Here is a 12,366-nt window from a genome sequence, read left to right as displayed (position 1 = left end):
GGGGGCCGCGGGGGCGGCCCGGGGGGGGGCCGGCGGGGGGGGGGTGGGGGGTTGCGGGGCGCCCGGGGGGGGGGGGGGGGGGGCGGCGGGCGCCCCCCCCCCCCCGCCCCCGCGGTCCTGCCGTGGATCAGTGCGCGGCCGGGTTGGCGACGCTGATCGTCAGGTCGTCGCCGGCGTCACCGGTGACCGTGACGCGCACGCCGTGACCGGCGACCTTCACGCTGGCCTGCGGGGCCGTGGTGTCGTAGTACGCGTTCGGGTCGGTGTCGTCGAAGACCGGGATGCCCGGAACGGAGGGGGCGCAGGCCGCCTGCGTCTCGACGGCCTGTGCCTTGCCCTTGCCCACCAGGACCTCCTTGTGGAGGCAGACCGGGTCGGTGGCCTCCAGGCCGAAGGTCGCGTCGAAGGGCTGGCGCCGGTTGCTGGGCGCGGTCCCGTCGGGGTACCGGAACGGAGCCGGGCGGGCGTCGACGGCCATGGCCGAGCCGCCGCCGGGGTGCGCGCTGACGTTGTTGTCGTCGTACGAGCGGTCGACGTACCAGACCAGCATGCCGTTCTGGTAGGCGAAGTACTCGACCCAGTCGGGCGCCGTGATGCCCTTGCTGAACTGGTACGGGCCCTCGGCGAGCAGTGCGTCGCTGCCGACGTACTCGCGGTTCTCCAGCAGGTAGTAGTGCGGGTAGCTGGCGGTCTCGGTGCCGGTCGAGATCTTCCAACGTCCCTGTGCGGTCCAGCCGTTGGTGCCCTGCTCGACGTCGTCGGTCAGCAGCGTGGTGCCGCCGGAGCCGATGGTGACGTCGTCGAGGAAGGCGCCGGCGAAGTGGACGCCGCCGTCGGTCTGGTAGCGGAAGCGGAAGAGGGACGGCTTGCCCTGGGCGTCGTACGCGTAGCGCAGGGTCGTCCACCGGCCGCTGGAGGAACCGTCGACGGCCGCACCGGCGCGGATCCAGTTGGCGCCGCCGTCGAGCGAGTACTCGGCGAAGAGGTAGTCGTAGTCGGCCTCGATCTCGTACCAGGCGCTCGCCTTGACCGTGATCCGGGAGGCGGCCGGCACGGAGCGGGTGAGGGCCTGGTTGAGGCCGTCGGCCGAGCCGGTCCACCAGGCGTGGCCGCCCGAGGTCGGGGTGGTGTAGGCGGTGCTGCTCGTCTTGTCCGGCAGCGGGACGCGGACCGCCTGGGCCTTGCCGGCGACCTGGAGCTGCGCCGGGTTGAGGGTGTAGGTGCCGTTGCTGCCGAGGGGAGCGTCGACGTGGTCCAGCCAGCCGAGGAAGAGCTTCTCCTCGGCGCCCATGAGGCCCGGGTGGGTGCCGATGCCGGCGTTGGCGGCGTCGCCGTGGCCGAGCCAGGAGCCGGAGCTCATGAGGGTCCAGAAGGCGGTGGAGTTCTCGCCGCCGCCCGTGTCGTAGTAGTCCGGCAGGCCGAGGTCATGGCCGAACTCGTGGCAGAAGACGCCGAGTCCGCCGTTCTCGCCCTCGGTGGTGTAGTCGCCGAGCCAGTACGTGGACTGTCCGATGCGGGCGCCGCCGGCCTTGTTCTGGGTGCCGGAGACGTCCGGGCCGGTGAGGCCGTAGTCGTCGCCGTTGACGTACCAGCGGTGGGACCAGATGGCGTCCTCGCCCTGCGCGCCGCCGCCCGCGTCCTCGCCCATGCCGGCGTGCACGGCCTGGAAGTGGTCGATGTAGCCGTCCGGCTCGTCGAAGTTGCCGTCGTGGTCCCAGTCGTTGCGGTCCCAGACGTCGAACTGGGCGAGGTAGGCGTCGATCTCGGCGGGGGTCTTGCCGGCCGCGATCTGGGCGTCCCACCAGGCGTTGCCGGTGTCCTGGATGAAGGCCCAGGAGCCGCCGGAGTCCTCCACGGAGTTGTCGCCGTAGGTGGAGGCGTTGCCGGGGACCTTGACCCAGTCCTCGACCGTGTTGGTCACCGAGTAGCGGCCGTTGGACAGCTGCTCGTAGTACGTCTTCATGGACTCGCCGGAGCCGTTGAACAGGTTCTCGTAGTAGGACTTCGAGAAGTCGGCGGTCCAGGCGTTGGAGTTGTCCTCGGTCCGGTCGGGCTGCGGTATCTCGTTGTGCAGCGGGCCGGGGACGGTGCCGAGCTTGCCGGACCCCTGGTCGCCGAATTCGGAGAGGATCGTGAAGATCTTCTCCTGGCGGGTGGCGGTCGTGGTCTCGATCTCCGCGAACTTGCCGGGCGCGACCTCGACGACGCCCTCGGCGTTCGCCCTGGCCTTGCCCTTGGCCACCAGGTCGATCGCCGTCTGGCGCAGTTCGGTGCGCTGCTTCGTGAGCGGTCCGGGGCGGTTGTCGGGCCGGTGTGCCTGCGCACCCGTCGGTGCGGCGTCCCGGGCCTCCTGTGCGGCGGCGGGGGTGAGCCCCGCGGCGAGGAGTGCGGTGAGCGCCGACCCGACGGTCATGCCCACGACAATCTTTTTCACGTGTCTTGCGATCCTTCCGCTTGCCTCATGGGGGGAAAACGGATCGCCTGGGGGAACGATCGCCGCAGAGTCTGGCACGAGAGGACCCCTCAGGAGGAGGGGTCCGTACCGATTACCGGGAACCGGATCACCGCTGACCGAAGGACCCGGCGCACCGCACCCGCCGGGTCCTCCCCGTCACCGGCTATCCCCGGAGCGCCTCCAACTGGTCCAGGAACCAGCGCTGCGGGGGAAGGGACGTGGCCGCGACCGCCAGGCGTTTCGTGCGGTCCGCGCGCTCGGTCGACGACATGGACAGGGCGGTGTGCAGGGCTTCCGCGGTCTCCGAGACGTCGAAGGGGTTCACCGTGAGCGCGTCCTCGCCCAACTCCGCGTGCGCCCCCGCCTCCCGGGACAGGACGAGCGCGCAGCCGAGCTCCGAGACCACCGGTATCTCCTTGGCGACCAGGTTCATGCCGTCGCGCACCGGGTTCACCAGGGCCACGTCCGCGAGGCGGTAGGCCGCCAGGGAACGGGTGAAGTCGTCCTCGACCGAGACCAGCACCGGCTGCCAGTCCGCCGTCCCGAACTCGGCGTTGATCTCGTCCGCCAGCTCCGTCACCGCGGCCGTGTACGTGCGGTAGGCGTCGAGGTCCTGGCGCGAGGGGTACGCCGAGGCCAGGTGCACGACCCGGTCGCGCCACTCCGGGTGGACGACCAGCAGCTCCCGGTAGGCGCGCAGGCCGCGCAGGATGTTCTTGGAGAGCTCCGTGCGGTCGACCCGGACGATGGTCCTGCGCCCGCCGACCTCCTCCTGGAGCCGTGCCAGGCGCTCGTCCACCTCCCGGCGGTGCGCCAGCCTCCGGAGCTCCTCGCCGTCCACGCCCAGGGGGTACGCCCCGATCCGGGTGGTCCGCTCCGGGCCCGTCCGGCGCCGGTGCGTCACCCGGCGGCGCCCGTCGCCGCCCGGGGAACCGGGGGACGCCGTCCCGGAGGCGGTGGCGAAGTCCGCGCAGCCCAGGAACGCCGACGCCCATTCCCGGGTGTGGAAACCCAGTTCGTCCGCGCCCAGCATCCCCCACAGCAGTTCTTCCCGGACCCCGTCCGGGAGCATCCGCAGGTACGGGGGCGACGCCCACGGGGTGTGGGTGAAGTGGGCGATCCTCAGGTCGGGGCGGAGCTCCCGCAGCAGGCCCGGGACCAGGGCCAGGTGGTAGTCCTGCACCAGCACCGCCGCGCCCTCCGCGGCCTCCGCCGCCAGTGCCCCGGCGAAGGCCCGGTTGTAGGTGCGGTAGGAATCCCAGCGGCGCCGGAACTCCGCGTCGAAGACCGGCTCGCGCGGAATGTCGTACAGGTGGTGGTGGAGGAACCACAGCACCGAGTTCGCGATGCCGTCGTAGGCGTCGGCGTACACCTCCGGATCGATGTCCAACATGCGCACGCCGGGCTCGCCCGTCCCGCGCCGCACGGCCTCGCGGTCGCCCTCGCCGAGCGCCGCGCACACCCACAGGGTGTCCTGCGAGGAGACGGAGCTCAGCCCCGAGACGAGGCCGCCACCGCCCCTGCGGGCGTCGAGCGAGCCGTCCTCGCCGAGCACGTACGAGACCGGGCCCCGGTTGGATGCCACGAGCACAGTAGCCATGTGGCGAACCTAGCCCGTCCCGGAAACGCTCAAACGTACGTATACGAGACGGGTGGATCCGGCCACGGGGTGTCGCCGCAGCTCAGGGCCGGTCAGGGGCGCGCCGGCCGCGCACCGCGGCCCTCGCCACCAGGCCCGCCGCCGTCAGGGCCGCGGCGAGCGCCCCGAGCAGCCACAGCCGCTCTCCGCCGCTGCCGGTCCCGGCCGTGGCCCCGCCCCGCCCCACCGGCGCGGATCGCTCCGCCCCCGGTGCCGCCTCCGTCGGGCCCTGGCCGGAGAGGGGCACCGTGCAGTGCGCCGGCGGTTCCGCAGGGGGTGTCGGACACCCCGCGACCCTGCCGTCCGCCGGGGCGGAGCGACCGGACGGCGCCGCCCGGTGCCGCGGGTCGAAGGGCTCGACCGCGCCGGCGGCGACCGGTCCCGCCGCCAGCAGCAGCGAGCCCGCGGTGCACACGGCCGCGAGCGCTCTGCCCGGGTGGTGGTGTGTGAGGCGCATGGATCGAAAATCTAGGCAAAGCGGCCGTTGCGGGGGTCGCGCCACGCGCGCCGGCCGCGCTTTCGGGCCGCGGGGCGGGGCCGTCCGGACGCCCGTGCCACCGCCCTCCTCCGGGCTCAGGCCACGCGGCGGTGCGCGTACTCCGCTATCTCGGCGATCGGCGGTCGCTCCTCCGTGTCCACCGCGTACGTCCGCGGCTCGAACCCCTCCGTGCCCCGCTCGAACTGGGTCAGCCTCGGGCGCACCAGGTGTCCCCGGGAGAGCCGCACCTGAGCCGTCCGGTAGATGGCCGCCGCCATCCTGCCCAGTGCCTGCCCGTCCTGGTGCCGGTGCTTGCGCACCCCCACGTCCACCTGGGCCAGTGCGTCCAGGCCCACCGTGTGCAGGGCGTCCACGAGCAGCCCCAGTTCCACTCCGTACCCCACCGGGAACGGCAGCCGTTCGAGCAGGGAGCGCCGCGCCGCGTACTCGCCGCCCAAGGGCTGGACGAAGCCGGCGAGTTGGGGCCAGTGCAGATTGAGCAGCGGGCGCGCCACCAGTTCCGTCACCCGACCGCCCTGGCCGGGGATCCCGCCGGGGGCGGGCCCGTCGCCTCCGGCGCCGAAGGGGCGGTCGTACATCGCCTTGACGAAGTCCACGTCCGGGTCGGTGAGCAGCGGGCCGACGATCCCCGTCACGAAGTCCGCCGAGAAGTCGCGCAGGTCCGCGTCGACGAAACAGACCACGTCCCCGCCCGTCGCCATGAGGGACCGCCACAGGACCTCGCCCTTGCCGGGCACGGCCGGTATGCGGGGGAGCACCTCGTCCCGCGCGACCACCCGCGCGCCGGCCGCCTCCGCCACCTCCGCGGTGCGGTCGGTGGAGCCCGAGTCGACCACCACCAGTTCGTCGACCAGGGGCACCGCCGCCGTCATCAGTTCGCGGCGGATCACGGAAACGATGTCCCCGACCGTCGCCTCCTCGTTCAGCGCCGGCAGGACGACGCTCACCTTCGTGTTCCGTTTGGCGGCGAGGATCCGCTCCAGCGGTCGGTCCGCCACGGACCAGGACCGCCGCTCCAGCCAGCGTTCCACCTCTTCCAGCACGTGATCTCCATCTCGCGGTTCGGACGGCCGGTCCAAGCGTCCGGGCCTTCGGTTACAGTCTTGAACAACGCGGATGCCCGATGCACGTCGGGGTCCCACCCGCGTCGGAGCGCAGGAACGAAAGTCCACCGCGCTTCACAATCGAATACCGCTCATCCAGAGGGGCAGAGGGAAACGGCCCGTTGAAGCCCCGGCAACCCTCCAGTCGGTCACTCGTCACCCGTCTTCGGACCACCATCCAGGTGGAGCCCGACGGGCGCCGCATCACATGCGCGAGGTCCCCGGCTAGGGAAGGTGCCAAATCCGTCTCATGGCGAAAAATTCGCCATTGAGAAAGATGAGGAGAAAGGGCCTCGCCTCCATGGCTGTACAGACCGTCGCACCCACCACCGTCGACCTCGGTCCCGCGTCCGGGCTCTCCTGTCGCGAATGCGGTGAGGTCTTCCCGCTCGGCCCGATCTTCGCCTGTGAGCTCTGTTTCGGGCCCCTCGAAGTCGCGTACGACTTCCCCACCGGTGACCCCGAGGCGCTGCGCAAGCAGATCGAGGCGGGCCCCGCCAACGTCTGGCGCTACGCCCCGCTGCTGCCCGTCCCCGCAGACGTCGCCGAGAAGCCGAACCTGAACCCCGGCTGGACCAAGCTGGTCCAGGCCGACAACCTGGCCCGCGAGATCGGCGTCGCCCCCGGCAAGCTCTTCGTCAAGGACGACTCCGGCAACCCGACCCACTCCTTCAAGGACCGGGTCGTCGCCCAGGCCATCGAGGCCGCCCGCGCCTTCGGCTTCACCACGCTCTCCTGCTCCTCCACCGGCAACCTGGCCGGCGCCGTGGGCGCCGCCGCCGCCCGCGCCGGCTTCCGCTCCTGCGTGTTCATCCCGCACGACCTGGAGCAGGGCAAGGTCGTCATGGCCGGTGTCTACGGTGGTGACCTCGTCGCCATCGAGGGCAACTACGACGACGTCAACCGCTTCTGCTCGGAGCTCATCGGCGACCCGCTCGGCGAGGGCTGGGGCTTCGTGAACGTCAACCTCCGCCCCTACTACGGGGAGGGCTCCAAGACGCTGGCGTACGAGATCTGCGAGCAGCTCGGCTGGGTCATCCCCGACCAGCTCGTCATCCCGATCGCCTCCGGCTCCCAGCTCACCAAGATCGACAAGGGCCTGCAGGAGCTCGTCAAGCTCGGTCTCGTCGAGGACAAGCCGTACAAGATCTTCGGCGCCCAGGCGGAGGGCTGCTCCCCGGTGTCGGCGGCCTTCAAGGCCGGCCACGACGTCGTACGGCCCCAGAAGCCGAACACGATCGCCAAGTCGCTCGCCATCGGCAACCCGGCCGACGGCCCCTACGTCCTCGACATCGCCCGCCGGACCGGCGGCGCCGTGGAGGACGTGAACGACGAGCAGGTGGTCGAGGCCATCAAGGTCCTCGCCCGCACCGAGGGCATCTTCGCGGAGACCGCGGGCGGTGTGACCGTCGGCGTCACCAAGAAGCTCGTCGAGGCAGGTCTGATCGACCCCGACCTCACCACCGTCGTCCTCAACACCGGCGACGGACTCAAGACCCTGGACGCGGTGGCCGACACCTCTCAGGCAACCACCACCATCCGCCCGAGCCTGGACGCGTTCCGCGACGCCGGCCTGGCGCACTGAAAGGTTACGAAGACATGGCCGTGAACGTCCGCATCCCCACCATCCTCCGCACCTACACGGGCGGGCAGTCCGAGGTCCGGGCCGAGGGCGCGACCCTCGCCGAGGTCATCGCGGACCTGGACAAGAACCACACGGGCATCGCCGCCCGCGTCCTGGACGACCAGGGCAAGCTGCGCCGCTTCGTCAACGTCTACGTGAACGACGACGACGTGCGCTTCGAGCAGGGCCTGGAGACGGCCACGCCGGCCGGCGCGGGCGTCTCGATCATCCCGGCGGTCGCCGGCGGCTGCTGAACCGTCCGGTCGTCCTTACGGGGCCCCGTCTTTCTAGAATTGCCCCTTCCGCGCCAATAAGCGGAAGGGGCAATTCTGCATGGTTGAGCGCGGTAGAGTTGGGGAAGTCCCCTCGGCCGCGCATGCCGGACACATATGAGAATGCGTCCCCGCGCGACAAGAAGTAGCCAAACTCCATGCGCGTTGTGTACCTTCTGCGCGCTTTGCCGGGCCCGACTTGCCCCATAAAAAAGGGGATTCTCCCCAATTCCCCTTTCCAGGGCGCCCAGAATTCTCGGTCGAATGACCTGTTGCAGAGGGCAGTTGGACAGATACATTCAGCCGCGGTCGACGCGTTCCGGCGCAGGGTCTGACCCGGGGTTCGTGAAGTGCGGCCCCGCGCAAGGGCCAGTAATAGGGGAGTTAGGCATGGCTCAGGGCACCGTCAAGTGGTTCAACGCGGAGAAGGGCTACGGCTTCATCGCGGTCGACGGTGGTGCGGATGTTTTCGTCCACTACAGCGCGATCCAGATGGATGGTTACCGCAGCCTCGAAGAGGGACAGCGGGTCGAGTTCGAGATCTCGCAGGGTCAGAAGGGCCCGCAGGCGGACATGGTCAAGCTCGCCGTCTGAGCGCGGCGCGATCGGCCACCGACGCAACGCCGTCGAGGGGGCCGCACCCCGGAAGGGGTGCGGCCCCCTCGCGCGTTCCGCTCCGGCCGTCGGGGTGGCACCCGGACCTTCCCGCCGTCCGGCCCGCCGCGCACCTGGGTGTTCTCCGGAACGGCTTGCACTCTCCTAGGGCGAGTGCTAATCATTGGCGTTAGCACTCGGAAGGTGAGAGTGCTACGAGGATCGGGCAGACGAGGCCGCCGGCCGGGTGGGGCAAGGAACCACGCGGAGTCGCGGAGGCCGTCCGTCGCGGGCGTCGGCGCGGTCCTGGAGCGTTATCCACCCCATGTCCGGGAGGACCACTTCACATGGCCAAGATCATCGCGTTCGACGAGGAGGCCCGGCGCGGTCTCGAGCGCGGCATGAACCAGCTCGCTGACGCCGTCAAGGTCACCCTCGGCCCCAAGGGCCGCAACGTCGTCCTCGAGAAGAAGTGGGGCGCCCCCACGATCACCAACGATGGTGTCTCCATCGCCAAGGAGATCGAGCTCGAGGACCCGTACGAGAAGATCGGCGCCGAGCTGGTCAAGGAAGTCGCCAAGAAGACGGACGACGTCGCCGGCGACGGTACGACCACCGCCACCGTCCTCGCCCAGGCGCTCGTCCGCGAGGGCCTCCGCAACGTCGCCGCCGGCGCCAACCCGATGGCCCTGAAGCGCGGCATCGAGAAGGCCGTCGAGGCCGTCTCCGGCGCCCTCCTCGAGCAGGCCAAGGACGTCGAGACCAAGGAGCAGATCGCTTCCACGGCCTCCATCTCCGCCGCCGACACCCAGATCGGCGAGCTCATCGCCGAGGCGATGGACAAGGTCGGCAAGGAAGGCGTCATCACCGTCGAGGAGTCCCAGACCTTCGGTCTGGAGCTGGAGCTCACCGAGGGCATGCGCTTCGACAAGGGCTACATCTCGGCGTACTTCGCCACCGACATGGAGCGCATGGAGGCGTCGCTCGACGACCCGTACCTCCTGATCGTCAACTCCAAGATCTCTTCCGTGAAGGACCTCCTCCCGCTCCTGGAGAAGGTCATGCAGTCGGGCAAGCCGCTGCTGATCATCGCCGAGGACGTCGAGGGCGAGGCCCTGTCGACGCTGGTCGTCAACAAGATCCGCGGCACCTTCAAGTCCGTCGCGGTCAAGGCCCCGGGCTTCGGCGACCGCCGCAAGGCCATGCTGAACGACATCGCCATCCTCACGGGCGGCACGGTCATCTCCGAGGAGGTCGGCCTCAAGCTCGAGAACGCGGGCCTCGACCTGCTCGGCCGCGCCCGCAAGGTCGTCATCACCAAGGACGAGACCACCATCGTCGACGGTGCCGGTGACAGCGAGCAGGTCGCGGGTCGCGTGAACCAGATCCGCGCCGAGATCGAGAACTCCGACTCGGACTACGACCGCGAGAAGCTCCAGGAGCGCCTCGCGAAGCTGGCCGGCGGCGTGGCCGTCATCAAGGCCGGCGCCGCGACCGAGGTCGAGCTCAAGGAGCGCAAGCACCGCATCGAGGACGCCGTTCGCAACGCGAAGGCGGCCGTCGAGGAGGGCATCGTCGCCGGCGGTGGCGTGGCCCTGCTCCAGGCGTCGAACGTCTTCGAGAAGCTCGAGGCCGACCTGACGGGCGACGAGGCCACCGGTGCCAACATCGTCAAGCTGGCCCTCGAGGCCCCGCTGAAGCAGATCGCGGTCAACGCCGGCCTTGAGGGCGGCGTCGTGGCGGAGAAGGTCCGCAACCTGCCCGTCGGCCACGGCCTGAACGCCGCGACCAACGAGTACGTCGACCTCATCGCCGAGGGCATCATCGACCCGGCGAAGGTGACGCGCTCCGCGCTGCAGAACGCCGCGTCGATCGCCGCGCTGTTCCTCACCACCGAGGCCGTCATCGCCGACAAGCCGGAGAAGGCCGCTGCGGCTGCCCCGGGCGGCATGCCGGGCGGTGACATGGACTTCTGATCCCTTCGGGATCGGTGGTTCATCGCTGAACGCGAACGAGGGCGGCACCCCCACCAGGGGGTGCCGCCCTCGGGCGTTCGGCGGATCCTGGAAGGGACGGGTCTCCTCCGGGAAGGGGCCGGAACCATGGTCACCCTGTTCACCACGCCGGCCGACCGCGAACTGGTCGTCACCCGCACCTTCGACGCCCCGCCGAGCAGCGTCTGGAGCGCCTGGACGCGCCCCGAGCACGTGCGGCAGTGGTACGGCTCCGCCGCCCTGACCACCTCGGTCGTGGACATCGACCTGCGCATCGGCGGTGCCTGGCGCTGGGGACAGACCGCTCCCGACGGCCAGGAGATCGTCTTCTCCGGCACCTACGAGGACGTCGTCCCGGTGGAGCGGCTCGACTACACGGAGGTCTTCGAGCAGATGCCGGGCGACGACCCGGTCCGCATCACCCTCACCTTCGACGCGACCCCCGACGGCGGCACCGCCCTGACCAGCACCTCCTTCTGGCCCTCGAACGAGATCAGGGACCAGGCCCTGGCGGCGGGCATGGAGGCGGGGGTCAGGGAGCAGTACGACCGGCTCGCCACGTACGTGCGGACCCTGTGAAGGGCCGGTGCCGGCGGATCAGGGGCTCGGGGCGGGGACGGGCGACGGAGTCCGCTCCCGGGCACGGGCCCGGACGAGGAGCACGCCGTAGGAGGTGAGGGCGAGGAGACGGAGGGCTTCCCACCAGACCGGGAGCGGCCCCGGGCTGTTGGAGTTGACCCAGTTGCTCACCGCGTGCAGAAGGGCCAGCGGCCAGATCGAGACGGTGTGCAGGCGCAGGGCGGCCAACACGAAGCCGAAGACGGAGGCGTGCAGCACCTGGAACGCGATGTAGTCCGGACTGCGTCCGAAGACGAGCCCGGACAGCACGTGTCCGAGGCCGAAGAGCAGGGCGAGCCAGAGGGCCGTGCGCCACGGGGACAGTGCGCGCAGCAGTTCCTGCATCACGCCCCGCGCGTACAGCTCCTCGCTGATCCCGACCGAGACCATCAGCAGCGCGCTCGCGGCCAGCGCGCTCGCCGTGCCCGTGACACCACGGGTCAGCTCCAGGCCGACCACCAGGTACGCGGGGAGCAGGAGCCAGGGGCGGCGGGGCCACGGGGTCGAGAGCCAGGGCGCCCGCCACCACCGGAACCACGCCACCACGGCCAACGGGACGGTGCAGGCGACCAGGTTGGCCACGACCGGACCGGCGACGGCACCGAGCGGAAGGCCGAACGCGGCGGCGAACAGGACCAGGTGCCAGCCGGCGTTGACCCCGACGGCCGACAGCAGGGGGAACCGCACGGGTCTGTCCTTTGGCAGGGTCACGATCAGCCAGTCTGTCAGGGGGACGGGCCCCCCGCCAGGTCCCTCCGGGAGGCGGCTTCGCCGCCGCCGGGCACGGGTCGCCCGTCACCGGCGGGGCTCCGCCCGTCGCCGGTGCGTTCCGTCCTCAGCAGGAGCCCTCCGTGAAGGAGGTGAAGAGGACGTACTTCCGGCCGTGGCCGGCGTCCTGACTTCCGTCCCGGGCGGTCTCGTTCTTCTCCACGCGCATGCAGAACTCGGCCCCGGTGCCGTCGGCGCCGATCTGGTAGGAGTCGCCGGTGCCGTACTGCTTCGAGACGTCGACGCCCCCGTCGGGGCCCGCGCCGCTGTTCTCGACCGCCTCTTGGATCAGGTCGCCGACCGACGGGTCGACGTGCTCCGCGTAGACCCGGCCGTTGAGGGTCCGGTCCGCGGTGCGCACGCCTTCGCGGAGTTCCGCCCCGCTCCACTCCGGGCCGCTCCACAGGAGGTACAGGGCGGCCAGCGCCGCGACCGGCACGATGACGATGAGCGCGCGGCCCACCGGGTTGCGGTGGTTGAACACATGGCGGTTGGTGCCCCACCTGCTGCGGACGAAGACCGGCTCGTCGCTCAACGGGCCCTCCCCGCAAGGCCGGTGGGCTTCGTCCGGACGGAGCTCCGAACCACCGGCTTCGGGCCGCCCGGGCTCCCGGTGTCCCCGACGGCGACGGCACCGCGGTGGGCGACCGCGTGCGGGGCGCACGCGGACGTGTCGGCCTTCATGGAGACGTCCTCCGCCGTGGGTTCGATCGGGTTCGGGGAACCGCGGTGTGACGAGGTGATCGGCACGGGGTGATCGTAAGCCAGTTCGTACGGCCGGACGGACCGGGGCCCGTCCC

Annotated in this window: 12 protein-coding genes and 1 riboswitch; of the genes, 5 read left to right on the top strand and 7 right to left on the bottom strand. The window is 70.9% G+C overall.

The genetic code is table 11. The features are described 5' to 3' along the window. Positions 1-127: 127 nt before the first annotated feature. The 4 genes from ACFW22_RS34890 to ACFW22_RS34875 form a co-directional block, all read right to left on the bottom strand. On the bottom strand, positions 128-2,434 hold the full coding sequence (locus ACFW22_RS34890) for an immune inhibitor A domain-containing protein (protein ID WP_386412583.1): 2,307 nt from the start codon (positions 2,432-2,434) through the stop codon (positions 128-130). A 184-nt stretch (positions 2,435-2,618) separates the two neighbouring features. Then, positions 2,619-4,055: a trehalose-6-phosphate synthase gene (locus ACFW22_RS34885; protein WP_386412581.1), complete on the bottom strand. Its 1,437-nt coding sequence runs from the start codon at positions 4,053-4,055 to the stop codon at positions 2,619-2,621. Positions 4,056-4,137: 82 nt separating this feature from the next. Further along, the gene (locus ACFW22_RS34880; RefSeq protein ID WP_386412579.1) at positions 4,138-4,551 is read right to left on the bottom strand and encodes a hypothetical protein; all 414 of its coding nucleotides are present in this window, start codon (positions 4,549-4,551) and stop codon (positions 4,138-4,140) included. Between the two features lie 116 nt (positions 4,552-4,667). Beyond that, positions 4,668-5,636, bottom strand: coding sequence for a glucosyl-3-phosphoglycerate synthase (locus ACFW22_RS34875; protein WP_386412576.1), 969 nt, complete (start codon positions 5,634-5,636; stop codon positions 4,668-4,670). A gap of 149 nt (positions 5,637-5,785) precedes the next feature. Continuing rightward, positions 5,786-5,980, top strand: a riboswitch (SAM riboswitch). Between ACFW22_RS34875 and thrC the strand changes: the two genes are divergently transcribed. The 5 genes from thrC to ACFW22_RS34850 all read left to right on the top strand — a co-directional run bounded on the left by thrC (position 5,974) and on the right by ACFW22_RS34850 (position 10,759). Then, the gene (gene thrC / locus ACFW22_RS34870) at positions 5,974-7,281 is read left to right on the top strand and encodes a threonine synthase (protein WP_386412574.1); all 1,308 of its coding nucleotides are present in this window, start codon (positions 5,974-5,976) and stop codon (positions 7,279-7,281) included. It overlaps the preceding riboswitch by 7 nt. Positions 7,282-7,295: 14 nt before the next feature. Continuing rightward, positions 7,296-7,574, top strand: a complete 279-nt coding sequence (locus ACFW22_RS34865; RefSeq protein WP_386412572.1) for a MoaD/ThiS family protein — start codon at positions 7,296-7,298, stop codon at positions 7,572-7,574. Between the two features lie 408 nt (positions 7,575-7,982). Beyond that, a complete protein-coding gene (locus tag ACFW22_RS34860; RefSeq protein ID WP_015035246.1) occupies positions 7,983-8,186 on the top strand; it encodes a cold-shock protein in 204 nt (67 codons plus the stop codon). 347 nt (positions 8,187-8,533) lie between these two features. Then, complete coding sequence (gene groL, locus ACFW22_RS34855; protein WP_384876940.1) at positions 8,534-10,162, top strand: chaperonin GroEL; 1,629 nt, start codon at positions 8,534-8,536, stop codon at positions 10,160-10,162. Positions 10,163-10,288: 126 nt separating this feature from the next. Further along, on the top strand, positions 10,289-10,759 hold the full coding sequence (locus tag ACFW22_RS34850; protein ID WP_386412569.1) for an SRPBCC domain-containing protein: 471 nt from the start codon (positions 10,289-10,291) through the stop codon (positions 10,757-10,759). Between the two features lie 18 nt (positions 10,760-10,777). Here ACFW22_RS34850 and ACFW22_RS34845 read toward each other — a convergent pair whose 3' ends face one another. From ACFW22_RS34845 to ACFW22_RS34835, 3 genes are all read right to left on the bottom strand, one after another. Beyond that, positions 10,778-11,485, bottom strand: coding sequence for a CPBP family intramembrane glutamic endopeptidase (locus ACFW22_RS34845; RefSeq protein WP_386412567.1), 708 nt, complete (start codon positions 11,483-11,485; stop codon positions 10,778-10,780). 148 nt (positions 11,486-11,633) lie between these two features. Beyond that, a complete protein-coding gene (locus ACFW22_RS34840) occupies positions 11,634-12,101 on the bottom strand; it encodes a hypothetical protein (RefSeq protein WP_386412564.1) in 468 nt (155 codons plus the stop codon). Next, a partial coding sequence (locus ACFW22_RS34835) for a hypothetical protein (protein WP_386412562.1) occupies positions 12,098-12,366 on the bottom strand: 269 nt, incomplete at its 5' end. The genes ACFW22_RS34840 and ACFW22_RS34835, both read right to left, overlap by 4 nt.

The organism is Streptomyces sp. NPDC058872 (assembly GCF_042743065.1).
In the GTDB taxonomy this organism is placed as follows: domain Bacteria; phylum Actinomycetota; class Actinomycetes; order Streptomycetales; family Streptomycetaceae; genus Streptomyces.
The sequence above is the reverse complement of the archived record's forward strand: the minus strand, read 5'-3'. Positions and strand labels throughout refer to the sequence as shown.